At 69.6% G+C, this 23,316-nt stretch carries 20 protein-coding genes and 1 tRNA gene; 11 read left to right on the top strand and 10 right to left on the bottom strand.

Annotated elements, in window-relative coordinates:
- The first annotated feature begins 27 nt into the window (after positions 1–27).
- On the top strand, positions 28–1,326 hold the full coding sequence (locus ABEG18_RS11915; protein ID WP_406858273.1) for a hypothetical protein: 1,299 nt from the start codon (positions 28–30) through the stop codon (positions 1,324–1,326).
- Positions 1,327–1,387: 61 nt separating this feature from the next.
- On the opposite strand, the gene ABEG18_RS11920 is transcribed toward ABEG18_RS11915, so the two are convergent.
- Positions 1,388–1,714: a hypothetical protein gene (locus tag ABEG18_RS11920; protein WP_406858274.1), complete on the bottom strand. Its 327-nt coding sequence runs from the start codon at positions 1,712–1,714 to the stop codon at positions 1,388–1,390.
- Between the two features lie 162 nt (positions 1,715–1,876).
- Here ABEG18_RS11920 and ABEG18_RS11925 point away from each other — a divergent pair, with 162 nt between their 5' ends.
- From ABEG18_RS11925 to ABEG18_RS11940, 4 genes are read left to right on the top strand one after another with little or no spacing between them, the layout of a single operon-like run.
- The gene (locus tag ABEG18_RS11925; protein WP_406858275.1) at positions 1,877–2,764 is read left to right on the top strand and encodes a branched-chain amino acid ABC transporter permease; all 888 of its coding nucleotides are present in this window, start codon (positions 1,877–1,879) and stop codon (positions 2,762–2,764) included.
- Positions 2,761–3,765: a branched-chain amino acid ABC transporter permease gene (locus ABEG18_RS11930; RefSeq protein ID WP_406858276.1), complete on the top strand. Its 1,005-nt coding sequence runs from the start codon at positions 2,761–2,763 to the stop codon at positions 3,763–3,765. Before ABEG18_RS11925 ends, ABEG18_RS11930 begins: the two co-directional genes overlap by 4 nt.
- Entirely contained in the window at positions 3,762–4,505 is a 744-nt protein-coding gene (locus tag ABEG18_RS11935) for an ABC transporter ATP-binding protein (protein ID WP_406858277.1), read from the top strand. The genes ABEG18_RS11930 and ABEG18_RS11935 overlap by 4 nt, the downstream gene beginning before the upstream one ends.
- On the top strand, positions 4,505–5,209 hold the full coding sequence (locus ABEG18_RS11940) for an ABC transporter ATP-binding protein (protein ID WP_406858278.1): 705 nt from the start codon (positions 4,505–4,507) through the stop codon (positions 5,207–5,209). The genes ABEG18_RS11935 and ABEG18_RS11940 overlap by 1 nt, the downstream gene beginning before the upstream one ends.
- Positions 5,210–5,212: 3 nt before the next feature.
- Here the strand turns inward: ABEG18_RS11940 and minC are convergent, their stop codons facing one another.
- From minC to ABEG18_RS11970, 6 genes are all read right to left on the bottom strand, one after another.
- Complete coding sequence (minC, locus tag ABEG18_RS11945) at positions 5,213–5,974, bottom strand: septum site-determining protein MinC (protein WP_406858279.1); 762 nt, start codon at positions 5,972–5,974, stop codon at positions 5,213–5,215.
- 102 nt (positions 5,975–6,076) lie between these two features.
- Positions 6,077–6,991, bottom strand: a complete 915-nt coding sequence (locus ABEG18_RS11950; protein WP_406858280.1) for a DMT family transporter — start codon at positions 6,989–6,991, stop codon at positions 6,077–6,079.
- Positions 6,992–7,158: 167 nt separating this feature from the next.
- On the bottom strand, positions 7,159–7,461 hold the full coding sequence (locus ABEG18_RS11955; RefSeq protein WP_406858281.1) for a hypothetical protein: 303 nt from the start codon (positions 7,459–7,461) through the stop codon (positions 7,159–7,161).
- A 102-nt stretch (positions 7,462–7,563) separates the two neighbouring features.
- Complete coding sequence (locus tag ABEG18_RS11960; RefSeq protein WP_406858282.1) at positions 7,564–7,959, bottom strand: hypothetical protein; 396 nt, start codon at positions 7,957–7,959, stop codon at positions 7,564–7,566.
- 91 nt (positions 7,960–8,050) lie between these two features.
- Positions 8,051–8,127 (bottom strand) — tRNA-Asp (locus tag ABEG18_RS11965).
- 158 nt (positions 8,128–8,285) lie between these two features.
- Positions 8,286–10,166, bottom strand: coding sequence for a heavy metal translocating P-type ATPase (locus tag ABEG18_RS11970; protein ID WP_406858283.1), 1,881 nt, complete (start codon positions 10,164–10,166; stop codon positions 8,286–8,288).
- A 159-nt stretch (positions 10,167–10,325) separates the two neighbouring features.
- Between ABEG18_RS11970 and ABEG18_RS11975 the strand changes: the two genes are divergently transcribed.
- From ABEG18_RS11975 to ABEG18_RS11990, 4 genes are all read left to right on the top strand, one after another.
- Positions 10,326–11,330, top strand: coding sequence for a hypothetical protein (locus tag ABEG18_RS11975; RefSeq protein WP_406858284.1), 1,005 nt, complete (start codon positions 10,326–10,328; stop codon positions 11,328–11,330).
- 207 nt (positions 11,331–11,537) lie between these two features.
- Positions 11,538–12,776 (top strand): DUF4399 domain-containing protein, encoded by a 1,239-nt coding sequence (locus tag ABEG18_RS11980; RefSeq protein ID WP_406858285.1) that lies wholly within the window; start codon positions 11,538–11,540, stop codon positions 12,774–12,776.
- A 28-nt stretch (positions 12,777–12,804) separates the two neighbouring features.
- Positions 12,805–13,245 carry a DUF4399 domain-containing protein gene (locus tag ABEG18_RS11985; RefSeq protein WP_406858286.1) on the top strand — a complete coding sequence of 147 codons (441 nt, stop codon included), beginning with the start codon at positions 12,805–12,807 and terminating at the stop codon, positions 13,243–13,245.
- A gap of 13 nt (positions 13,246–13,258) precedes the next feature.
- Positions 13,259–14,353, top strand: coding sequence for an SUMF1/EgtB/PvdO family nonheme iron enzyme (locus ABEG18_RS11990; protein ID WP_406858287.1), 1,095 nt, complete (start codon positions 13,259–13,261; stop codon positions 14,351–14,353).
- Between the two features lie 2 nt (positions 14,354–14,355).
- Here the strand turns inward: ABEG18_RS11990 and ABEG18_RS11995 are convergent, their stop codons facing one another.
- The gene (locus tag ABEG18_RS11995) at positions 14,356–16,110 is read right to left on the bottom strand and encodes a caspase family protein (RefSeq protein ID WP_406858599.1); all 1,755 of its coding nucleotides are present in this window, start codon (positions 16,108–16,110) and stop codon (positions 14,356–14,358) included.
- A 270-nt stretch (positions 16,111–16,380) separates the two neighbouring features.
- Here ABEG18_RS11995 and ABEG18_RS12000 point away from each other — a divergent pair, with 270 nt between their 5' ends.
- Positions 16,381–16,815, top strand: a complete 435-nt coding sequence (locus ABEG18_RS12000) for a hypothetical protein (protein WP_406858288.1) — start codon at positions 16,381–16,383, stop codon at positions 16,813–16,815.
- Positions 16,816–16,834: 19 nt separating this feature from the next.
- Positions 16,835–18,844: an adenylate/guanylate cyclase domain-containing protein gene (locus ABEG18_RS12005; RefSeq protein WP_406858289.1), complete on the top strand. Its 2,010-nt coding sequence runs from the start codon at positions 16,835–16,837 to the stop codon at positions 18,842–18,844.
- A gap of 26 nt (positions 18,845–18,870) precedes the next feature.
- Here ABEG18_RS12005 and ABEG18_RS12010 read toward each other — a convergent pair whose 3' ends face one another.
- Together ABEG18_RS12010 and tssH are read right to left on the bottom strand one after the other, a co-directional pair.
- Positions 18,871–20,544, bottom strand: coding sequence for a hypothetical protein (locus ABEG18_RS12010; RefSeq protein ID WP_406858290.1), 1,674 nt, complete (start codon positions 20,542–20,544; stop codon positions 18,871–18,873).
- Between the two features lie 119 nt (positions 20,545–20,663).
- A complete protein-coding gene (gene tssH / locus ABEG18_RS12015) occupies positions 20,664–23,309 on the bottom strand; it encodes a type VI secretion system ATPase TssH (RefSeq protein ID WP_406858291.1) in 2,646 nt (881 codons plus the stop codon).
- Positions 23,310–23,316 lie beyond the last annotated feature (7 nt).

Consider the following 23,316-nt stretch of genomic DNA (forward strand, 5'->3'; position numbering starts at 1 on the left):
CATGTTCGCCGGGAGGCTCCCGTCCTGATGTTGAACATTCTGAAGCGCTCCACCCTGTTCGATCGGTTGGCCCGCCGTCCGCCCGTTCTCTATGGGCGAGCAAGGCGGATGATCGAGGCCTTCGACGCCATGGACGCCGGCCAGCGCGAGGCGGCCCAGGCCGAACGTCTCGAACGTGTTCTGGCCGACGCGGAGCAGACCGGGTTCTACGCCGGCGCGGGCTTGCGCGACCTCTCCTGCGCGCCCCTGCTCCGCAAGGAGGACGTGCGCCAGGCCGAGACGGCCTTCCAGCGCGCCATCGCGGTCCCGCGCTCGCCGGCCGCCACGGGCGGCACCACCGGCGCGCCGTTGCGCCTGACCCGCTCGCCCGGACAGGTCGTGTTCGAGCAGGCCCTGGTCGACCATCTGATCGCCCTGGCCGGCGTCGAGCCGACCGCGGTCCGCTCCGCCGTGATGCGGGGCGACGCCATCAAGCCCGTGGACGCCATGGGTCCGCCCTACTGGACCATCCTGGGCGTCGACCGGGCGCTCGTTTCGGCGCACCACCTGACCTCCGAGACGTATCCCGACTACGAGCGGTTCCTGGAGACGTTCAGACCGTCGATCCTGCACGCCTACCCGTCCGCGCTGGAGCAGCTCACGACCTTCGCCGAAGAACGCGGCGGCGGACCGCCGTTGCGCCTCGTCTTCACCTCGTCCGAGCAGTTGCCCACCGGCCTGCGGGCGCGCGTGAAGGCCGCCTTCGGGGCCGATCTGCTGGACTTCTACGGCCAGGCGGAACGCGTCTGCGCGGCCTGGTCGCTGCGCGACGGGGAGTTCTGGTTCCGGCCCGACTATGGCGCAGTCGAGTTCCGCGACGGCCCGGCGGGCGTGCGTCTGATCGGCACGGGGCTGCACAACCGGGCGCAGATCCTGCTGCGCTACGACACCGGCGATCTCGCGGTCCTGGGTCCGCACGCCTCGCCCGAGCGTCGCCGGCTTATGGCCCTCGGGCTGGCGCCTTTCGAAGGCGTCTCCGGCCGGCAGAGCGAGTATATCGAGCTGCCCGACGGGGCGCGGATCATCGGGCTGAACCACGTCCCGCGCGGCGTGGAAGGCGCCAGCAGCATCCAGATCCTGCAGGACGGCCCGTCGCGCGTCCGGCTGCGCGTCGTGCCGAACGCGCGCTATGGCGAGGCCACGCGCCAGCGCATCGAAGCCAATCTGCGCCTCAAGGCGCCGCTCAGCGTCGTCGTGGACTACGAAATCGCCGGCGCGCCTTACAGGCTGCCCAACGGCAAGGCGCCGCTGTTCGTGGATCTGCGCGGCCGGGGGCCGTCAGTCTAGAGAGCATGCTGCGAAAAGGTGGGAACCGGCTTTTCGCGCCAAAGCATGCGACAACCAGGCTCTAGAAGCCGATCGCCATGCCGCCGCCGCCGGACCCGAGCGTCGGGCGGACCCCGCTCGTGCCCTGCGGCCAGGAAAACTCCTCGCGGCCGGGAAGCGGCTTGGGCATGGGGGCGTCTTCCCATTTGGGCTGGCGTCCGCCGCCTGCGGTCTGGGCCGGCTGCGGCTTCGCCTTGGCGGCGGTCCGGCTGGCTGGCTGGACCTTCGGCTTGGCGGGCTTCTGAGCCGCGGGCCGCGGATCCGCGGGCGCGCCGAGCTGCTGGGCCGAGAGAGGCGTCGCGACCCACACGGCCAGAAGGGCCGCGAGCGTCGGGGCGATGAAGCGCATGGTCGTTCTCCTCTTGCGGCTCCCTCATAGCATCGGGTGCGAATTTGGCGAACCCGCGGCGGTTGTGGCGGACGGACGACGCCAGTGCTTGCGTTCTCCCGCGCTTCAGCGCATTCAGCACGCGCGATCCCGCCGCCTCGCCCATCCTCCCGCCGCCCGCCGATGTCCCTCAGTCTCTATCTCGAAGTCCTGGTTCAAGGCGTCCTGACCGGTCTCGTCTACGGTCTGATGGCGCTCGGACTGTCGGTGATTTTCGGGGTGGTGCGGGTGGTGAACTTCGCCCATGGCGAATTCGCCGTGCTGGGCATGTATGCGGCCTTCGTGCTGTTCACGGGGCTCGGCCTCGATCCCTTCATCGCCATGGCGCCGATCGCGGCCCTGTTCTTCGTCATCGGCTACGGCCTGCAGCGGGCGTTGATCAACCCCTTCATCACACGGCCGGAGCACGAGCAGTTCATCCTGCTGGTCGGCCTCGCGATCATCATGGTCAACGGCCTGCTGATGATCTTCGGCCCCGACGCGCGCCACGCCAACCTGTCCTACTCGTTCGACAGCTGGCTCGTGCCGACCGGCTTCTCCGCCGAGATCATCGTCGACAAGGTGCGTGTCTACGCCGCGCTCGCCGCCCTCGTCGTGTGCGGGCTGTTGTTTGCGTTCTTCCGCTTCACCTTGACCGGGACGGCCATCCGGGCCTGCGCCGACAACCTCGTCGGCGCGGCCGTCGTGGGCCTCGACGTCAAGCGCCTCTACGCGCTGACCTTCGCGCTCGGCCTCGCCTGCGTCGGCGCCGCGGGGTCGCTGATGGTGGCTCTGACGGACGTCACCCCGATGCTGGCGCCCTCCTTCACGCTGCTCGCCTTCACGATCGTGATCATCGGCGGGCTGGGCTCCATGATGGGCGCACTGGCCGGCGGGCTCCTGATCGGCGTCGCCGAGGCGCTGGCGAGCGTTGTGGCGGCGCCGTCGCTCAAGAGCATGATCTCCTTCGCGCTGCTCGTCATCGTGCTCGCGTTTCGCCCGCAAGGGTTGATGGGGCGGCGCCCCGCATGATCGCCCGGCTCCTTCGCTCCGCCCCGCCGCGGGCCGTCGCGCTCCTGGCGGGGCTGTTTTTCGCGCTGCTCCTCGCCCCGCTGGCGCTGGACCGCTATCTCCTCTCCGTCTTCGTCCTGGTGTTCTGGTTCGCCTATGTGGGCCAGGCCTGGAACGTCATGATGGGCTTCGCCGGCTTGCTGTCGCTGGGCCACGCCCTCTATGTCGGGCTCGGCGCCTATGTGGCGGCCGCGCTCTTCGTGCGTTATGGGGTCGGACCCTGGGCCGGACTCTGGCTCTCGGCGCTCCTGTCGGTGGCGGCCGGCGCGGCGATCGGCTGGCTCGGCTTCCGGTTCCGGATCGAGGGCGTGTATTTCTCCCTCCTCACCATCGCGTTTGCGGAGGTGGCGCGCGTCGGCTTCGATCATCTGGGCTGGACCGGAGGCGCGGCAGGCCTGTTCCTGCCGGTGAGCGCGGGCGGCGCCGGGGAGTGGTGGAACCTGCGCGGCGGGCCGCTCTTCTTCTACTATGTCGCGCTCGCGATGGCGGCCGGGGCTTTCGTTCTCTGCGCGGCGCTGCGCCATTCGCGGCTGGGCTATCGCTGGCTCGCCGTTCGCGAGGACGCCGAAGCCGCCCGGGCGCTGGGCGTGGATGTGTTCCGGGCCAGGATGGCGGCCGTCGTCGTGTCCGCCGCGCTGACGAGCCTCGGCGGCGTGTTCTACGCGTTCTATTACAACAACCTCTTCCCCGGTCAGGTGTTCGACATGTCCCGCTCGATCGAGATGATCCTCGGTCCCATCGTGGGCGGCATCGGCACGCTGTTCGGCCCCGTCCTGGGCGCGTTCATCCTGACGCCGCTGGGCGAGATCCTGATTGCGGCGACGAACGCCCTGGGGCTCAACGCGCCCGGAACCAAGGCGGTGTTCTACGGCGTCTGCCTCATGATCATCGTCATCCTGGCCCCGAACGGCCTCTGGCCGGCCCTGAAGAAGCGTCTCGGCATCCCCGAGGCCGACGCATGAGCGCGCTCCTCTCCGTCCAGAGCGCGTCGAAGCGGTTCAGGGGCCTGCTGGCCGTTGACTCGGTCTCGTTCGAGGTCGAACAGGGCGCCATTTTCGCCGTCATCGGCCCGAACGGGGCCGGCAAGACGACGCTGTTCAACCTCATCGCCGGCGTGTACCGGCCGGAACAGGGCGCGATCGCTTTCGACGGACGCCGCATCGACGGGCTCAGCCCGGACGCGATCTGCGCGCTGGGGCTCGCCCGCACCTTCCAGATCGTCCGACCCTTCCCTCATCTCAGCGTGCTGGAGAACGCGATCATCGGAGCGCTCCTGCACGAGTCCGACGTGGAAGCCGCGCGTGGGGCGGCGAGCGACGTCCTGCGCCTCCTCGATCTGTGGGACATCCGAGCCCGGAAAGCGGCCTCCCTTACGCTGCCCGACCGCAAGCGCCTGGAGGTCGCCCGCGCGTTGGCCACGCGCCCTCGCCTCCTGCTGCTGGACGAGGTCATGGCCGGGCTGCGTCCCGCCGAGACGGATCGCATGGTGGACATCCTCAAGGATCTGAACAGGTCGCAGGGCCTCACCATCCTGATGATCGAGCATGTCATGCGCGCCGTGATGGCGCTGGCGGACCGCATCCATGTCCTTCACCACGGGGCGACCATCGCCGAGGGCGCGCCCGAAGACGTCACCCGCGACCCGGCCGTCATCGAATCCTATCTCGGCCAGGCGGACCATCCGGTCGGAGCGCTCGGCTGATGCTGCAGGTCAGGAACCTGGATCTGAGCTATGGCGACGCGCAGGCCCTGGACGGCGTGTCGCTCGACGTCCCCGCCGGGGCGATCGTCGCCATCGTGGGCGCGAACGGCGCGGGCAAGACGTCCCTGATCCGCACCATCGCCGGCATGCTGCGGCCGTCGCGCGGCGAGATCCTGTGGAAGGGCCGCGACATCGCCGGACAACCGAGCCATGTCGTGTGCGATCTCGGCGTCGGGCAGGTCGCCGAGGGCCGGCAGGTGTTCCCCACGCTCAGCGTGCGCGAGAACCTGCTGATGGGCTCCATGCTGGCGCGCGGACGGGCGAGGCGCGCCGCCAATCTGGAGCGCATGTTTGCGATGTTTCCGCGCCTCGCCGACCGGCATGCGCAGCTCGCCGGCACGCTGTCGGGCGGCGAGCAGCAGATGCTCGCCATCGCGCGCTGCCTCATGGGCGAGCCCGAGCTGGTGATGTTCGACGAACCCTCGCTCGGCCTCTCGCCCGCGATGGTCCAGCAGGTGCTGGGCGCCGTCGTGGAGCTCAATCGGGCCGGACTGACCTGCGTCCTCGTGGAGCAGAACGTGGCCGTGTCGCTGCGTCTGGCGTCCCGCGCCTATGTGCTGGAGAACGGGCGCGTGACGCTGTCGGGCGCCGGCCGAGATCTCCTCGAAGACGACCGCGTCCGGCAGGCCTATCTGGGGCTCTGAGGCTCAGTCCAGCAGCGCCGTGCGCAGCGTGTCGTTCTCCAGCCACGCCTGCACGGGCTTGCCGATGAAACCGGGGTCGACGTCATCGGCGGTGCGGTAGACGCCGTCGATGGCCAGGAGCTCGGCCTCGAACCGCCGGCAGAAGATCCGCGACTTTCCGTTGCCCGACACGCCCGCGATGGCGCGCCCGCGCAGCGCTCCGTGCACCGTGATCGAGCCGCCGGCCACGATCTCGGCCCCGAACTGCACCGCGCCGATGACCGTCACGTCACCCCTGGGGAAATAGATCTGCTGCCCGGAGCGGATCGGCTCGGGAATCACCAGCGAGGTGGCCTCGCCCTCCGCGGCGGCCTCGATCGGCGCCGCCGCCTCGACAGCCGCAACCGGCTCAGGCGCCGCAGGCGCGGCGGCCGCGACCGGCGCGGCTCCGGATCGAAACTCGGGCGAGGGATCGGCCTTGCCGCCGAGAAGCTGCGCCGGCGTTCCAATCCCGAGCCACTCGACGTCGGCCCCGTCGACGCCCATGACGCGCACATTGCGCGCCTGCAGCGCCGCCACCAGCGTGGGAATATCGCTCTGGTCCATGCGCAGCGCCGAGAGGTCGAGCACCACCGGCCGCCCCTTGAAGAAGGACGGCGCGCGGGTCAGCCAGTCGTCGAGGTCGGCCAGCCACCTGTCCAGGGGCGGATCCGGCGCCACCACGAGGGCGAGGAAATTTCGTCCACGAAAGCGGATCGAAGGCCGGGTTTGCGATTCTGTGGTCACGCTGTCTCGTCCGTTTGCCGCTTCATGCTTTGGTCGCGAGGCGAGTCAAGTCAACGTCGCGGGCCGGCTTGTCCACCGGGGACGGCCGCAATGGCGGGCCCGTCACCGGGCCCTGCCCCGCTCCGCGACCAGGATCCCGCCGATCACCATGGCGAGCGCCAACGCATCGGAGAGCGAGAACGGCTCGCGCAGGAGCGTCGTGGAGAGAAGCGCGCCGAAGACCGGCACGAGGTTGTAGAACGCGCTCGCGCGGCTCGGGCCGATGAGCTCCAGCGCCCGGATATAGCAGATCTGGCACAGCAGCGACGGCAGCCACGCCACATAGAGAAGGACGGCCCATCCCTTCAGGGTCGGCCATTGCAATTGGCCCGCGACGGCCTCGGCGATCACGAGCGGGACCGAGGTGATGCAGGCGGCGAGCGCCAGGGCGGCGAAGAACACCAGGCCGGACGTCGCCGGGCGCCTGCGCAGCAGGATCGTATAGGCCGCGTAGAGGACGCTGGCGACCAGCAGCCACAGGTCGCCCCGGTTGAACGACAGCGCCGTCAGAACGCCGACATCGCCGTGCGAGGCCGTCAGCGCCACGCCCAGGATGGTGAGCGCCACCCCGGCGGCTTGGATCGGCCCGACCGCGCCGCCGAAGAACAGCACCGCCCCGATCAGAATGAAGATCGGCGTCGACCCCTGGATGATCGCGATATTGACGGCGGTGGTGTAGTGCGCCGCCTCATAGAACAGGGCGTTGAAGGCCGTGAAGCCGATGGCGCCCATCATCAGGACATAGCGCCAGTGGGGCAGCAGCAGCCGCCATTCCGCCTGGATGGGTCCCCGCGCCACCACCGCCAGCGTCCCGAAGGAGATGAACCAGCGCAGGAAGGTGACCATCATGGGCGAGACCTCGCCGACCGCGAGCTTGCCCGCGACGACGTTGCCGCCCCACATCAAGGTGGTGAAGACCAGGAGAAGATAGGGCTGGTTGAAGAACCAGCCCCTGAGAACGCCGAGCGTCGAACGCACGTATGACCCGTCTTCGTCGACCGGATCGGCGCCGCGCCGGGTCCGTCCGCGTGGAACGCCCCGGAACGGCCCGGCGACGCAGGTGACCGGTCATCCCACGCTCCGGCGCGCCGCGCAATTCCCGAGCGGCGTCGCGCGGCGGTTCGAGCGGCCCCGGCCTGAGACGGTCAGTCGCAGACGCGGACGGTGCGGTATCCGGCGACGGCGCCATACTCGTCGAAGAGCGGCCGGCGCACGCGGCGGCACTCCTCGTAGACGACGGGGGGCGGAGCTTCCACCTCCCGATACACCGGGCCGCGATTCATGCTGTTGGCGACCACGCCTCCCAGCACCGCCCCGGCGGCCAGCCCGCCGAACAGCGCGCCGTTCTGTCCATCGCGGGCCTGCGCCGGCGCGCCGAAGGCGGCGGCGGCCAAGGCGATCGCGGCGGCGGCCAGGAATCGCGAGCGGTTCGTCCTGTGAGAAGTCATCGTCGTCCCCATGTCTTGATGGGGAAAACCTGCCGAATCCCGATTAACGGAGACTTACCAGGAAGGCGGTAGCCGTCCGGTCAGAAGGAGCCGGGGACGGCGTCAGTGCGTCGAGGACGGCCGCTCCAGCGCCGCCGCCCAGGCCTCCTCGGCCTCGTCCGCGCTCCTGGCGTCGATCTTGGCGATGTCCAGGATTTCGATGTCGCCGCGCAGCCGGTTGGCCCTGATGCTCAGATAGGGCTGCCCCAGGACCGAGATGAGCGCGTTGGCGGCGCGATGCGCCGCGGCCTCGTCGCCGGCCAGATACTTCGCCAGCACCACCTCGGCGAAATGCCCGGCGATCATCTGCGCGGTCTCGGGATCGTCCAGCGCCTTGCGGCTCACCAGATCGTCGACAGCCCGGGAATACTCGTCAGGACCTGTTTGCGGAGCGACGCGCAGGGCCGCCGCGCCAGGGTCTTGCCCTCTCTCTTCCACGACGAACGCGACAAGCCCCATGGCGCCCTCCCGGCAGCCGCGACGAGCGGCGCAACTAGCTCACAAGCAGCCGCAAGAAACGGCTTCAATGAATTGGATGACAAGAGGAAAGTGGCGGGAGTGACGGGACTCGAACCCGCGGCCTCCGGCGTGACAGGCCGGCGCTCTAACCAACTGAGCTACACCCCCGCAGGGCGAACCGTGTGGTCCGCTGCGGTGGGGGTGAATTACGGGACGCCCCCGTCCCTGTCAACCGTCACCTGCCGAAAAAGGAGCGCCGCCCGGGGCGCGGTCTCCTTCCGCCCCGCATGGCGTCCCGCCGCCTGCGCCGTGGCCGAGGCGCAGCCTCAAATGCTGAGCGCCCGCAGAGCGTTGAGGATGACCGCGACGTCGATCGCCTCCTGGGCGAGCGCGCCCTCCAGCGGCGTCAGAAGCCCGAAGCTGGCCGCGATCATCCCGGCCGTGGACAGGCCGATCCCGACCAGCACGCTCTGGATCGCGATTCTGGTCGCGAGCCGGCCCGTGCGCACCGCCTCGGGAAGCCGGTCGAGGCTGTCGACGAGGATCACCACGTCGGCGGCTTCCGCCGAGGCCGCGGCGCCTTTCGAGCCCATGGCCACCCCGACATCGGCGGCCGCCAGCGCGGGCGCGTCGTTGACGCCGTCGCCGACCATCATGGTCGCGCCCCCGCCCGAGGCGGCGCGCACGGCCTCGACTTTCTGGGCGGGCGTCGCCTGCGCGATGACTTCGTCGATCCCCAGCCCGTCGGCGACCGCGTGGGCCACCGCGGCGGAATCGCCCGTCACCAGCACGATGCGCGTGACGCCCTCGCGGCGGAGCGCGGCCAGGGCCTCCCGCGCGTCGGGCCTGACCACGTCGGCCAGCGTGATGGCCCCGGCGAAGCGGCCGCCGACGCCGACGAAGGCGGTCATCCGCCCGGCCGCCTCCGCGCTGGCGCGATGATCGTCGGCCCAGGCGCAGCGCTGGGCCGAGGCCGCAACGTGTTCGAAGGAGCCGACGCTAACGGGCGCGCCGTCGACCTCGCCGCTCAGCCCGGCGCCCGGGCTCTCGACCACGTCGAGCGGCGACGAGAGCGCCAGCCCGCTGCGCCGCGCCCCGCCCGCAATCGCCGCCGAGACCACATGCGGAGACGCCTGCGCCAGGGATCCCGCCGAGCGAAGCACCTCCTCCCGGGAGGCCCGCCCGGCGCTGTGCACTCCGACGACCACCGGCGCGCCTCCGGTCAGCGTTCCGGTCTTGTCGAGCAGCAGCGTGCGCACGCGCCCGAGCGTCTCCAGCGCGCCGGCGCTCTTCACCAGCACGCCGCGATGCGCGCAGCGCGACACGCCCGCCACGATGGCGACCGGCACGGCCAGGATCAGCGGGCATGGCGTGGCCACCACCAGCACGGCCAGGGCGCGGGTCGGGTCGCCCGACGCCAGCCAGGCCGCGCCGGCCAGCGCGACGGAAACCGCCAGGAACCCCAGCGCATAGCGATCGGCGAGCCTCGCCATCGGCGCGCGCGAGGCCTGCGCGGCGGCCACCAGCCGCACGATGCCGGCATAGGTGCTCTCCGCCGCGGGCCGCGACGCCACGAGGTCGAACGCGCCTCCGGCGTTGACGGCGCCGCTCATGACCTCGTCCCCGACCGCATGGATCCGCGGCAGCGGCTCTCCGGTCAGCGCCGCTTCGTCCAGGACGGCTTCGCGGACCGCCACGATCCCGTCGACCGGGGTGGTGTCGCCGGGACGCACGAGCAGCCGGTCGCCTGGCGCGATGTCCTCCAGCGGCGCATCCTCGAGGCGACCGTCCACGTAGCGTTGCGCCCGCCGCGGCGCCCGGGCCAGGAGCGCGGTCATCTCGCGCCGGGCGCGCCCCTCCGCAAAGGCCTCCAGGAGCTGGCCGCCGGACAGCATGAGGGCGATCACGGCGCCCGCCAGCTCCTCGCCCAGCGCGAGCGATCCCGCCATGGACAGCGCAGCGAGAAGGTCGAGGCCGAAGCGGCCTTGCGAGAGGGCCCTGACGATTTCGACCAGCAGCGCCGCCAGCACGATCCCCGCCCCGGACGCCCAGACCCATCGGGCGGCGCCCGGCATGTCGAGGCCGGCGAGCGCCAGCCCGCCCGCCAGCGCGGCCGCCGCGATCGCAAACTGAATCCGGGAGCGAAATCGTTCCACCAGCGCCTCCGCCCGCACCTTACCGGCAGCCGGCCCCGGCGCCTTTGTCATGAAGCAAAGCCTCCGGGATCTTGCTTCCGGCGCTTCGGCCCGCGGCGGCGACGTCCGCCCGTGTGCTGGCGCACCGCGTGCGCGCGGCGCCGGCGGCACCTTCGACGAGCGGCGACCGATGACGCCGTCGCACCGGACGCACAGGCAGGATTAAGCGCCATGGAACCGCTCCCCGACCCGAGGTCCCTCGCCTCGCCGATCGTCAATGAACGCCGGCCGGACTACCCGATCCGCTGGGAGCTGCCGAGCGGCGCCTTCCGGTACAAGGTCAAGGACGGCGACACCTGGGAAACGGTCGCCCGCAACTTCCAGGTCAAGAGCGCCCGGTACCTGATGTTCTTCAATTTCTACGTGGTCGTCGACCGCAGGAAGCAGCACACCACGAACGAGGTGAACTGGTACCTGCGCAACTATGTCGGCTGCAACGTGAGCACCGACGGGCGGCGCAACTGGGCTTTCAGCGACAGCGCGAAGCCCGGCGTCATCTTCATCCCGACGCGCACCATCGACTTCGAGGGAGACGGCCTCGTCATCGTGGGCAGCAAGGGCGTCGGCGACGACATCTCCGTCCCCCAATACGACGACAGCAACATCCTGGATACGCTTGGAAAGACCCTCGACGTCTATGGGGCGGTCGACATGGGGATCGGCGTGTCAGAGCTGGCCTTGCCCGCCTTCCTGGAAGGAGGCCTGATCTTCAGCGGCGCCGCCGCCGGCGTGGTCGGTCCCCTGGTCGCGATCGGCGGCCCTCACATGGAGGCGCTGCAAAAGCGCAACCGGGACAACTTCTTCGGCGGGTTCGCGGATGGGCTGGTCATGTCGGCCAACGGCGCCTCCAGCAGCTACATCAAGGAGCGCCGTGAATGGCGTTACGCCCCTTACGAGACGCAGTATCCGGAAAAGGCCGAGACCTTCCGAAAGCTTCACAACGCCGGGCTGGAGCTCGGCATCCGAAAGGGCCGGGCGTTCAACACGGTGGATCGCGAGCGTTTCTTCACGACGCTGCATGCCCAGATGTCACAGGACGACCGGGACTATTACAGCCCACGCATTCCGTGGAAGGACTGGAGCGAGGACAAGAAGAAGCAGTATTACGATCTGCTGTCCTCCATGGTGAGGCGGACGATGCTCTCCCATGGACTGAAGTTCAAACTCCACTCCTGAGCCTTTCGGAATCGGCCGCCGTAGCGCCGCGCAAGTTTTGGCCGGCACGACGTGGCCGGCGGCGATGGGCGGCCCAAGACTTCGCGCGGTTTTCGAGTTCGCCGCTTCATCGTGATTCACGGAGGCTTGCCTTGCCCACGATCGTTCCCTTTGTTAGCTTGCATAAGAAAACGAGCATTTGGAGCCTGCTGAAACCGGGGGTGGACGATGCTCAAGACTTTTCCTGTCCGTGAACTCGTCCTGATCGTCGGCGTCCTGGCGCTGTGCGGCCCCCTGCAGGCGCAGGGACAGTCCGCGCGCAAGACGGCCAGGCCGGACGCCAAGGTCTTCTTCGTCGATCTGAAGGACGGCCAGACCGTCCCGTCGCGCTTCATGGTGAAGTTCGGCGCGGAGAACGTGGACATCGTCGCGGCCGGCGTCGCCAAGCCCAATTCGGGCCATCACCACATTCTCGTCGACGCGCCCTTGCCGCCGCTGGACCAGCCGATCCCGAGCGACCTGAACCATCTGCATTTCGGGCGGGCGCAGACGGAAGCCGAGATCATCCTGCCTGCCGGGGACCACACGCTCCAACTGATCCTGGGCGACAACGACCACCTGCCGCACAATCCGCCGATCGTGTCGGAGGTCGTGCACGTCCACGTCGATCAGGCCACCGTGGAGAAGCCGCGCTCGCCGGCGCCGCCCGGAGCCAGCGTCTCCTTCGTGGGCCTGGAGGATGGCGCGACCATCCCGACCAAGGCGACGATCCGGTTCGCGATCGCCGGCATGAAGCTGTCGCCCGCCGGCTCCAATGAACCGATGTCAGGCCACCATCACCTGATCGTGGACGCGCCCACCCCGGACCTCGACCGTGAGATCCCGAGCGACCCGAACCACCTGCATTTCGGCCGCGGGCAAACGCAGGTGGACCTCACCTTGACGCCCGGCCCCCATACGCTGCAGCTCCTGCTGGGCGACCATGAGCACGTCCCGCACGATCCGCCCGTGATGTCCAAGATCATCCACGTCGTGGCGTCCGACGCTTCCGGCGCCCAGACGCCGGCCCAGGCCTCGGCGGCCCCGGGCAGGACGCCGGCGCCGCCCGACGCGGCCGTCTATTTCATCTATCCGTCGAAAGGCGCGCTGATCTATCCCAACACCACGGTGCGCTTCGGCCTTCGCAACATGGGCGTGGCGCCGGCCGGCGTGACCAAGGAGAACACCGGCCACCATCATCTCCTGGTGGACGTGGAGACGCCCGCACTGGACGGCCCGATCCCGAACGACCCCCGTCATTTGCACTTCGGCGCGGGCCAGACTGAGAAGAAAATCACTCTCAAGCCCGGCAAACATACGCTTCAATTGATCCTGGGCGACAGCCAGCACGTGCCCTTCGATCCGCCGGTGATGACCGAGCGGATCGAGGTCACCGTCATGGCACCCAAGAAGCGGCGGCGGCGGTGATGAGGCGGACGGTCGGGGAGCCCAGGCGATGAGCGACGGACACAGGATCGCGACGTGCGTGACGGGCCTGGCGCTCGCCCTGGCCGCGCTGGGATGGGCCGGCATGAGCGCGGCCGGGACCCCCGCCCCGCCCGGCGCGCTCGTCTACTTCCACTACCCCCTCGACGGGATCCATGTGCCGCAGCGGTTCACCGTGCGCATCGGCCTGAAGGAGATGGGCGTCGCGCCGGCGGGCGTCACCAAGGAGAACACGGGCCACCACCATCTCCTGGTCGACGTCGAGCCCGGCGACCTCTCCCGTCCGATCCCCTCGGACTACAACCACATCCATCTCGGCAACGGCCAGACCGAGGTGCTGCTGACGCTGCCGCCGGGGCCGCACACGTTGCAGCTTGTGCTCGGCGACCACGATCACATCCCGCACACGCCGCCTGTCATGTCCAAGAAGATCACGGTCTATGTGCGCTGAACCACGACCTGCCTTGCGAACCACAAGCGCCGAAGCCGCCGCGAAGATCCTGATCGGGTTGACCGTCGTCGTGATGACCTCGGGCTGGAGCGCCTGCCTGGCGCAGGCCCGCAAGCCCGCCGAGCCCGCCAGACCGGCGGCGCCCGCCGCCCAGGCGGACTCGCTGGAGAGCCGCTTTTGGAACTCGATCCAGGGCGGCGACGTGGCGTCCGACTTTCGGACTTATCTCGACGCCTATCCCAATGGACAATACGCCGCCCAGGCCCGCGCGCGCCTGCGCGAACTGGAGGCCAAGGCGGGAGCGTCTCCCGGCCCCGGCCGCGTCGTGATCAAGCCTGCGCCCGAGCCCGCCCGGCCGGCCCCGACGCCGCCCGCGACTCAGGCCGGCGCTCCGGCCGGCGTGGTGCGGGATTGCGAGACCTGTCCCGCCCTCGTGCCGATCCCCGCCGGGACCTTCATGATGGGCTCGACGGAGTTCTTCCCGTTCGAGGCCCCGGTGCACCAGGTGTCGATCCGCAAGCCCTTCTATCTCGGCCAGCGCGAGGTCACCTTCGACGAGTGGGACGCCTGCGTGGCCGAGGGAGGCTGCGCCTTCTCGCCCAGTGACCGGGGCGCCGGACGGGGATCGCGGCCGGTCGGCAACGTCGACTGGAACGACGCGCAGCAATTCGTCGGGTGGCTGTCCAAGAAGACCGGCAAGGCCTATCGCCTGCCGACCGAAAGCGAATGGGAGTTCGCCGCCCGCGCCGGGACGACCACCACCTATCCGTGGGGCAAAGCCATGGAGAAGGGCAAGGCGAACTGCATGGGGTGCAACCCGGAGCCGTCCGCCAACGCCGTCGCGACGGGCTCCTATCCGCCCAATGCGTACGGCCTGTACGACATGGTGGGCAACGTCGCCGAATGGGTCGAGGATTGCTGGAACGACTCCTTCAAGTCCGCGCCCACGGACGGCTCGGCCTGGACCAAACCGCGCTGCCAGGAGCGCGTCCTGCGGGGCGGTTCCTTCAACAACGACCAGCGCTATGTGCGCTCCGCCTCACGCTACAAATACGACTACGACGTTCGCTTCTACGCCAACGGCCTGCGGGTCGCCCGCGACCTTTAAGCTCAGCGGACCTGCTCCGTGGCGGCGTTGCGGTCCGGAGCGGCCCGTGACGCCGCCGCCGCTTCGAGGGCCCGGATCGCGGCGTCGAGGCGCTTGGCTTCCTTGCCGCTCGCCAGCTTGCGCTTTGCGCGCAGGCGCTGAAGCTCCCTCTGCTCGGCCGCGGCCGCTTCCTGCTCCCTCCTGTGCTCCGCGGCGATCCGCTCCACCTCATGGCGTTCCGCATCCGTCAGGGCGGCTCCGATCTGGCGCGACAGACCCGCGTCCGGCGCGGCGGCCGGGCCGGCGTCGTTCGCCGCGTCCGTGACGCGCGCCAGCCGCTCGCCTTCAGCGCGTCGCTTGGCGGCGAGTTGCTCGACCTCGCGGCGGATCGCCTCGCGCTGCTGCTCGGCGGCCCTCAGCGCGTCCTGGCGCTCCGCTTCGGCGGCGGCTTCGCGCAGCCGGTCCGCCTCGATGCGCTTTTGCGCAGCGATGCGCTCCACCTCGCGCCTGTCCGCCTCGCGCTGCTCGGCCTGGCGGCGCGCGAGATCTTCGGCCGCAACCCGGTCGGCCTCGCGCCGGGCTGCTGCGGCGCGCTCCGCGTCGATGCGCTTCTGGACGATGATCCGTTCGGATTCCTTGCGCGACGCCTCCCGCTTCTCGGCCTCCACGCGCTCGTTCTCCAGCCGCGCCTCTTCCTGGCGCTCGGCGGCGATCCGGGCCGCTTCCTTGGCGGCCTCAGCTTCGAGCCGCTCGAAGACCTTGCGCTGCGCCTCGAGCCGCGCCCGGTCCTGCTCCAGCGCCTCGCGCTGCAGGCGCTCCCGCTCGCGCGCTTTCTCCTGTTCGCGCGCCACGCGCTCGTCTTCCTCGCGCCGGATGCGGGCGAAGAGGTCGAGCCGATACTGCGCCTCCCGGGCGAAAGGCGAATTCGGATATTTGGCCATGAAGGTTCGGAAGTCCGCCGGATCGGCGGAATCCCTGATCCGTCCCCAGACCAGCCCGTCGGAATCCCCCAGGTTCAGGAAATAGTCGCTGAGCAGCGAGATCGAGACTTCCGGGCGCTGGCGCCCGTTGGTGCGTTCATAGACGTCCTGCGTGACGCGCCGGAACAGGGTCGCGATCTCCAGCCCAGGCTCCGCGAGGCGCCGGATCAGCGCTTCGGTGAACGGGCTGTTGCGGCCCGAGCCGTCCTGCGCGACCTGGTCCGGGGCTGTCGCATAGGCGATCACCAGGCCCTCGGTGCGGTCGATCCGGGCCAGCCCGCGCGTGACCCCATAGGCGCTTCGGGTCGATTGGGAGAGCATCCGGTCCAGCGGATTGTCCCGGCACGCGTCGAGGATGATGATCTTGACGCCTGTCGTGCGTTCCAGCGCCGTCATCACCCGGGTGACGTTCACGGCCTGGAATTCGACGTCGTTGTAGTCCTCCACCTCGATGTCCACGGGCAGGAGGTAGTTCTGCTTCTGGTACTGGATGCCATGGCCGGCGTAGTAGAACAACGCCGCGTCGGAACCCGCCGCCTTGCGGGCGAACTCCGAGAGCGCGCGGTCGAAGCCGCCCTTGTCCGTGTCCGTCTTGACGATGACTTCGAAGCCTACCTTCCGCAGCGCCTCGCTGATGTCGGGGGCGTCATTCACCGGGTTTTCGAGCCGGTTGATCTTCTTATAGTTCGCATTCCCGATGACGAGCGCCACGCGACGTTCGGCCAGCGCTGAATCGGAAAGCAACGCCAAGATCAACGCCGCGATGAGGCCGATGCACTGTGATAAAGACCACTTCATCGAACTCACGATCCAGTTCGCAGGTCATGCGGGAGAAAAATCTCGCTTGTCCCGGATCACTGAAGAATAAGCCCTTTCCGGCCTTGTCGCAATCAGACGCCGTCCCGCCGCGTGCGCTGGATCACATCTCTCCCGCCACTCCGGGCCCTGGCGAACCTGCGACGAAGACCTGCGATGGCCGTGTCTTTCGACACGTCCGCAGGCTATGATCTGAAATAGTGTCGCCCGACGTCGAGACATCGCGGACCTCGCACTCCGATGGAGGATCACATGGTCCATTCAACGTTGCGTGACATGCGCCTGATGGGGCCGCTGTCGCTGCTTGCGTTCTGCGCGTCCATGGCGGTGTCGCAGAACCTGCCCGCCGCAAACGCCAATGTCGGCTTCGTGTCCGCCGTCCGCGGCAAGCCGCAGGTCCTGGACGCCGACGGTCGGCTCGGGCCGGTGACGCTGATGCAGCCCCTGTCGCCGGGCGCGATGATCGTGCTGCGCAGCAACGAAAGCGTCGCGATCTGCCACGAGGGCGCGAGCAGGACGTTCAGGGTCGACGGCGCCGGCGCGGCCTATGTGGGGCATGTCGGGATCAACAGCGACCCCGGCGGTCCGCGCGTGGCCGCTACGGGCGCATGCGCCGTCGCGTCGACGCCCAGCGAAACCGGCGGCGTCCTGCTGCGCTCGCTCCGGCCGCCGGCCTCCGCCAAATGAAGGACGCCATGCGAGCCCGATGACCAGACGCACGGCGCTGCTCGACGTCTTCCGCCGGAAAAAGGCGCTTCCGTCGGCCTTCGCCGTCGCGGCCGTCCTGGTCGCCGCCGCCCTGGGCTATTCCAGCACCTTCAACGGCGCCCTCGGCGCCCTCTCGGGCCCCAACGCGCTGCTCTACGACGTCTCGGCGGCGCTCCTGCGCTTCAGGCGCACGCAGGAGGCGTGGCCGACGACCTTCATCCTGCTGATCGACCAGGACACCCTCGACCACGCGCCATGGTCCACCGCGCCCCGCGCGCTGCAGCATCCGCACCTCGCCGAGCTCGGCCGCCGGGCCCTCGACCTCGGCGCCCGCAAAGTGGCCTTCGACCTCGTTCTCGCGCTGGATCCCGCCGATCTCGACATCGGCGGCGCCGACCTGAAGTCCTACGACAAGCCCATGCGCGACCTGCTCGCCGGCGAGGAAGGGCGGGTGATCCTCGGCTCCTATCCGACGGTCAGGCCGGCGGCCGCCTATCGCGACCTGGTGGGGCCGGCCGGGATCGGCGTGGTCGACCTCCAGTCCGAGGAGGACGGCGTCGTGCGCAGCATCGCCACCCGCCTTCGCCTGCCGTCGGGCGAGATCCAGGCCGGGTTCGCCGAACTCGTCGCCATGCGCGACGATGGCGAAATCGCCATCCGGGACGCCAGTCGCTTCCTGCTGTTCCCGCGCGCGCCCTTGCGGTCGGCCCCGCTTCTCTCCGTCGCGCGCTTCGAGGCGTGCCGGAGGACGCCCGACGGTCCGGCCCGGCTCAAGGCCATCCTGGGCGGGCGCAACGTGCTCGTCGGCACCGGCATCGTCGGCGAGGACCTGCGGCGCGGGCCGGACCGCTTCATGACCCAGGGCGCTCCGCTCCTCTCGCCCGATCCGTGCCGGCCCGGCATGCTCGACCTCGATTTCGGCGACCGGAACCTGGTGCCGGGCGTCCTCCTCCAGGCGGCGGCGGTCGAGAGCGCGGCGGCCCCGGATACGCCGCGGCTGGCGGACGCAGGCGCGCGCGCGGCCGCGAGCGCCGTGATGGCCTCGCTGGGCCTGCTGCTCTTCTTCACCCTGACGCGCCGAGTCGTCCGGCTGCCGGCCGAACGCCCGGCGTTGTTCTCCACCAGCATCGTCGCCTTCGCGGGCGTGGTCGGATCGATCGCCGGGCTGGCGCTCGCCTTCGTCGGCGTCGAGGCGGCGGCGATCGAGGCGCTTCAGCTATGGCTTCCGCTCGGGCACACGCTCCTGTTCGTGAGCGCGCTCGGGCTACTGGGCACCATGACGCTGGCCGTGCAACGAGACCTCGCGCTGGCCGACCTGCGCATCTCGTTCGGCCGCTACCTGCCCGCCAAGGTCGTGGCCGCCGCCCTCCAGCGCGACGAGATCGTGGAAGGCGAGGAGCGGGCCATCTCGGTGCTGTTCGCCGACCTGCGCAGCTTCATCCAGTTCTGCAACTCCCGCCGCGATGAACCCACCGCCATCATGCAGGCTCTCAACCGCAAATTCGCGGACGTGCAGAAGATCCTGGACCGGTACGACGCCTGCCTCGACAAGTTCGACGGCGACGCCGTCATCGCGTTCTGGAACGCCGTGGGCGAACAGCCGGATCACGCCGCCCGGGCCATCGCGGCTGCGATCGAGATCTTCGAAACCGACGCCGAACTGGCGGACGAGGCCGGCGACCAGCTTCACTTCAAGGTCGCGGTGGCGACCGGCCTCGCCTTCGTGGGGAATTACGGCTCGAAGCAGAAGATGAATTTCAGCGCGATCGGCGAGCCCATGAACATGGCCGCGCGCCTCGAGGGACTCTGCAACGAGTACGGCGTGGGCATCATCATCGCGCGCGACACGCTCGCCGAGGCCCAAATGACCGGGACGGCCAGCCCCGTCGTCAGGGCCGTCATGGACAGGGCCCGCTTCGTCAGGCTCGGCGGGGCCAGGCTGAAGGGCTTCACCGAGCCCGTCGAGATCATGACGCTCCAGCGCGCCGCCAAGGACGACGGCCGCTAGCGGCCGGCGAGACGCGGGCCGGGACCTCACCTCGCGCCCGCCGCGGCTGCGCCGGGCCGAGCCGTCGCCACGGGGGTCGGGTCCGCAGCGTCCAACAGGCCGCGGTAGCGCACCGGCTGGTATCCCCGGGCCAGCAGGGAGCCGAGCGGATAGACGTTCCTGCAGACCTTGCCGTTGCAGCCGCCCGTGGAGGCTTCGATGACCTCGGCCTTCCGATCGGGCGTGAAGCGCACGAACAGCATCACATGGGCGCCCGGCTTGTTGAGGGCGTCCCCCGGAAGGAGCTCGAAGGGGTTGGACACCGGCTTGGTGATGGACGGAATGGCGATCGTCGTGAAATGGGTGGCGAGCCCCCAAGACGCGCTGACGAAGGCCGAGCAGTCGACCCCGGTCACGTCCCGGCGAGGGTCGTTGCGGGTGCAGATGTTGCCCGCCTTCACGCCGTGCTCGATATTGCTGGCGATCTGCGGCAGCGATCCCATGCAGCCCCAGCAATAGGGGATGCCCTGGACCTCCTGGTCGGCCTTGCCGTGCAGATATCCCGGACGCCGGACGCGGTTGAAGCCGGAGCAGACGCTGTCCGGGTCGCCTCCATAGGCGCCCCGGTTCACGCGCCACTTGATCGTGGCGAAGGCCTGCGCCGTCTCCAGCACGCGCGCGCGGGTCAGGGGCCGCACGGCGGCGTTGGCGCCCCGGCGGCGCGCCAGGTCCGCGAAGGAAAGCTGCGGCCGGGGCGGTCCGGTGTCGATGACGCCCGCGCCCTTGAGCGGCCTGAAGCCGACGCCCAGCACGTCCGTCGCGCCCTTGCGGTTGCGCAGGAAATAGACGTCGCCATTCGGCGTCACCGTGACGAAGCGGCGCGACACCGCGACGGAGCTGTCCAAGGGCAGCTCGTGAACGCCCTCGAGCGCGCCGGAGGCGGCGAAGCGGGCCACGAAGGCGGACGCCTGGTCGCTGAAGTCGGTGGGAATGTTCTCGGCCAGCACATAGGCCCGGCCCTGCCTGTCGACGTCCAGGACCTCGACGGCGCCGAGCCGGCTCCTCACCTGCAGGCGCAGCCTCAACGCGGCCGCAGCCGACCCTTTCGGACGAAGGTTGATCTCCACGCCGGCCTCGTCGGCCGCCGGCGAGAAGTCGGCCGTCATGGCCCCGCGCCCGTGCGACGCGATGACCTGGCGCCCGCGCCCCGCGGCCTGGCCGACCCGCCGGGTCAATCCGTCCTCCGCCTCGATGGGCTGAGACCCCATCTGGGCGAAGACTGACCCGATCGCCTCGTCCGGCGGCTCGCCGGACCGGGTGAGGCTGAGGCCCCGGGTCGGGGCATCCGCCGGCCCGGTCGCCTGGAGGGCGCGCACCTGACCGTCCCAGGTGTAGATCGTGTCCGCCGAGACCACGATGTCGGTCGGCCGGAGATCCTCAGGCAGCGCCAGCGATTGCGGCGGCCGGGAGGGTTCGCTCGGGTCGAACTGCAGAATGCGCCCGTTGAGCTGGTCCAGAAGGTAGATCTCGCCGCGGTCGCCGGCGTAGATCGCCTGCGGACCTTCCGTGTCGGCGTCCTCGCCCGGCTCCACGATGCCGACCGCCCCGGGGCCGCTGCCGGACGAAAATTCGCGGATCACCGTGTCGTCGGCGCGGCCGGGCCCCGCTGTCACGAGGGACAACAGGAGGACGGCCGGGAGGACAAAATAGCGGCGGCTCATGACGGCCCCTGGCGACTGGCGCTTTTCTCGCGTTCCGATCCTCGATCCTTGCGCATGCGCGAGTGTCGCAGCCTCCCGGATGGTCGGAAGTGCCCTATCGCACCCCGGGCCAGCCTGCGTCAGTGCGGCTCCCCGGCCGAGGACCACTCATAGGCGAAGTCGCGCCCCGCCATGGCGACGCTGGCGTGCGTCAGCTTCTCCCTGGCGAGGGAGCGTTTCAGGAACTCGCGCGACAGGGCCGGCAGCAGCGTGTTGGTGATGATGTTGTCGATCACGCGGCCGCCGGAATCCGGATCGTTGCAGAGCGACACGATGTGATCCACGACGGCCCCGTCATAGCTGAACGTGGCCCCGTGGTTCTGCGCGATCCGCTTGCCGATCCGGTCGAGCTGGAGGCGAACGATGCCCGACAGCATGTCCGGCGAGAGCGGGTAGTACGGGATGGTCACGATGCGCCCCAGCAGGGCGGGCGGGAACACCTTGAGAAGCTCCGGCTTCAACGCCGAGGCGAGCGCTTCCGGATCGTGACCGTAGGTTTCGTCCTGCGCCAGCTCCATCAGGAGGTCCGTCCCGACATTCGACGTCAGGATGATGAGCGTGTTCTTGAAGTCGATCCGGCGCCCCGTGCCGTCCTCCATCTGGCCCTTGTCGAAGACCTGGAAGAACAGCTCGTGCACGTCCGGATGGGCCTTCTCCACCTCGTCGAGAAGGATGACGCTGTAGGGCTTGCGGCGCACCGCCTCGGTCAGGCGCCCGCCTTCGCCATAGCCCACATAGCCCGGAGGGGCGCCCTTCAGGGTGGAGACCGTATGGGCTTCCTGGAACTCGGACATGTTGATGGTGATGATGTTCTGCTCGCCCCCGTAGAGCGCCTCCGCCAGCGCCAGCGCGGTCTCCGTCTTGCCGACGCCGGAGGGCCCGCACAGCATGAAGACGCCGATCGGCTTGTTGGGGTTGTCGAGCCTGGCCCGGTTCGTCTCGATGCGCTTGGAGATCATCGCCAGCCCATGAGACTGGCCCACGACCCGGCGGTTGAGGATCTCGGGAAGGCGAAGGACGGTTTCGATCTCGTCCTTCACCATGCGGCCGACCGGGATGCCGGTCCAGTCCGACACCACCGACGCGACCGCCGCCTCGTCAACATGGGCGTAGACCATGCGGTCCTCGGGGCTGATGCCCTCCAGCGCGGCGAACTGGTCCTTCAGCTTCTCACGCGCGCTTTCGCCGTCCGCCTCCGGATCGGCCAGGATGTCGCGCAGCGACCTCACCTCCTCGACGACCGCCCGCTCCGCCTCCCAGCCGGCCTGGAGCGTCGCGAGCTCCTCCTTCATCCGCGCCGTCGTGCGGTCGATCTCGTCGATCCGCTCGTCGCTTTGCGACCCGAGGTCACGGTCGGACAAGAGCGCCGCCTTCTCCTGCTCCAGCGCCTCGATCGCCGCCGTCGCGTCAGCGATGGAGGCTGGGGTCGTCGACTGGCTGATCGCCACCCGGGCGCAGGAGGTGTCGAGCAGGCTCACCGCCTTGTCGGGAAGCTGCCGCGCCGGGATGTAACGGCTGGAGAGCTGCACCGCCGCCACGATGGCGGCGTCCGAGATCCGGACCTTGTGGTGCTTCTCCATCGGCCCGATGAGCCCCCTGAGCATGGTGCAGCAGGTGGCGATGTCGGGCTCGCCGACCTGGATCGGCTGGAACCGGCGCGTCAGGGCCGGGTCCTTCTCGAAATATTGGCGGTACTCGGACCAGGTCGTCGCCGCGATGGTGCGCAGCGTTCCGCGCGCCAGCGCCGGCTTCAGCAGGTTGGCCGCATCTCCCGTTCCGGCCTGCCCGCCGGCGCCGATCAGCGTATGGGCCTCGTCGATGAACAGGATGGTGGGCGTCGGCGACGACTGGACCTCGTCGATGACCGAGCGCAGGCGCTGCTCGAATTCGCCCTTCATCGACGCTCCCGCCTGCATCAGCCCCACATCGAGCACGCAGAGCCTCACCCCTTGCAGGGCGGGCGGCACGTCGCCGGACGCGATCCGCTGGGCGAAGCCCTCCACGATGGCGGTTTTGCCCACGCCGGCCTCGCCGGTCAGGATCGGATTGTTCTGGCGCCGGCGCATGAGCACGTCGATGACCTGGCGGATCTCGTCGTCGCGCCCGAGCACCGGGTCCATCTCGCCGGCCGCGGCCTTGGCCGTCAGGTCCTGCGAGAAGCGGTCGAGCGCCGTCGTCCCCTTGGGACTGTCGGCGCCCGGCGTCCCGGCCGCCCGCAGGCCGGAGCCGTCGATCGGCCGCAGGTTCTCCTCCTGCGACCCTGACCAGATCGTGCGGTGCTCCGCCGCGAGGACATCGACGTTGATCTTCTCGAACTCGCGCGACAGCGCATGGAAGGCCCGCCGCAGGTCGTTCGACTTCAGCCCCCCGACCAGCATGTGGCCCGTGCGGATCTGGGTCTCGCCAAAGAACAGCGTGGCGTAGTGCCAGCCGCGATCGAGGAGATCGATGACGGTGTTGGAGAAGCCCGGCATCTCGGTCTCGTTGCGCCGGAAGCCGTCCGTCACGCGGGCGATGTCGTCCAGGAGCTTCGCCCGGTCCAGCTTGAAGAAATCGGCCGTCAGGCCGAGGTCGAGATCCTCCATCTGCAACAGGTGCAGGAGCCAGTGGGCGAGCTCGACATTGCGCACCCCTTGGCTCTTGGCCTGGCGGAGCGCCATGAAGAACGCCTCATAGGCGGGGCGATTGAGCTTTCCGGCGACCGATTCAAGGCTGATGTCGACCATGGGGAAC

The sequence above is a fragment of the Alsobacter sp. KACC 23698 genome (assembly GCF_045348435.1).
Classification (GTDB): Bacteria; Pseudomonadota; Alphaproteobacteria; order Rhizobiales; family Beijerinckiaceae; genus Alsobacter.

Bases quoted from the DNA above. Each gene is read 5' to 3' on its own strand.
- ABEG18_RS11915 (WP_406858273.1), top strand. From the start codon at position 28: ATGTTGAACATTCTGAAGCGCTCCACCCTGTTCGATCGGTTGGCCCGC.
- ABEG18_RS11920 (WP_406858274.1), bottom strand. From the start codon at position 1,714: ATGCGCTTCATCGCCCCGACGCTCGCGGCCCTTCTGGCCGTGTGGGTC.
- ABEG18_RS11925 (WP_406858275.1), top strand. From the start codon at position 1,877: ATGTCCCTCAGTCTCTATCTCGAAGTCCTGGTTCAAGGCGTCCTGACC.
- ABEG18_RS11930 (WP_406858276.1), top strand. From the start codon at position 2,761: ATGATCGCCCGGCTCCTTCGCTCCGCCCCGCCGCGGGCCGTCGCGCTC.
- ABEG18_RS11935 (WP_406858277.1), top strand. From the start codon at position 3,762: ATGAGCGCGCTCCTCTCCGTCCAGAGCGCGTCGAAGCGGTTCAGGGGC.
- ABEG18_RS11940 (WP_406858278.1), top strand. From the start codon at position 4,505: ATGCTGCAGGTCAGGAACCTGGATCTGAGCTATGGCGACGCGCAGGCC.
- ABEG18_RS11955 (WP_406858281.1), bottom strand. From the start codon at position 7,461: ATGACTTCTCACAGGACGAACCGCTCGCGATTCCTGGCCGCCGCCGCG.
- ABEG18_RS11960 (WP_406858282.1), bottom strand. From the start codon at position 7,959: ATGGGGCTTGTCGCGTTCGTCGTGGAAGAGAGAGGGCAAGACCCTGGC.
- ABEG18_RS11970 (WP_406858283.1), bottom strand. From the start codon at position 10,166: ATGACAAAGGCGCCGGGGCCGGCTGCCGGTAAGGTGCGGGCGGAGGCG.
- ABEG18_RS11975 (WP_406858284.1), top strand. From the start codon at position 10,326: ATGGAACCGCTCCCCGACCCGAGGTCCCTCGCCTCGCCGATCGTCAAT.
- ABEG18_RS11980 (WP_406858285.1), top strand. From the start codon at position 11,538: ATGCTCAAGACTTTTCCTGTCCGTGAACTCGTCCTGATCGTCGGCGTC.
- ABEG18_RS11985 (WP_406858286.1), top strand. From the start codon at position 12,805: ATGAGCGACGGACACAGGATCGCGACGTGCGTGACGGGCCTGGCGCTC.
- ABEG18_RS11995 (WP_406858599.1), bottom strand. From the start codon at position 16,110: ATGAAGTGGTCTTTATCACAGTGCATCGGCCTCATCGCGGCGTTGATC.
- ABEG18_RS12000 (WP_406858288.1), top strand. From the start codon at position 16,381: ATGGTCCATTCAACGTTGCGTGACATGCGCCTGATGGGGCCGCTGTCG.
- ABEG18_RS12005 (WP_406858289.1), top strand. From the start codon at position 16,835: ATGACCAGACGCACGGCGCTGCTCGACGTCTTCCGCCGGAAAAAGGCG.
- ABEG18_RS12010 (WP_406858290.1), bottom strand. From the start codon at position 20,544: ATGAGCCGCCGCTATTTTGTCCTCCCGGCCGTCCTCCTGTTGTCCCTC.
- tssH (WP_406858291.1), bottom strand. From the start codon at position 23,309: ATGGTCGACATCAGCCTTGAATCGGTCGCCGGAAAGCTCAATCGCCCC.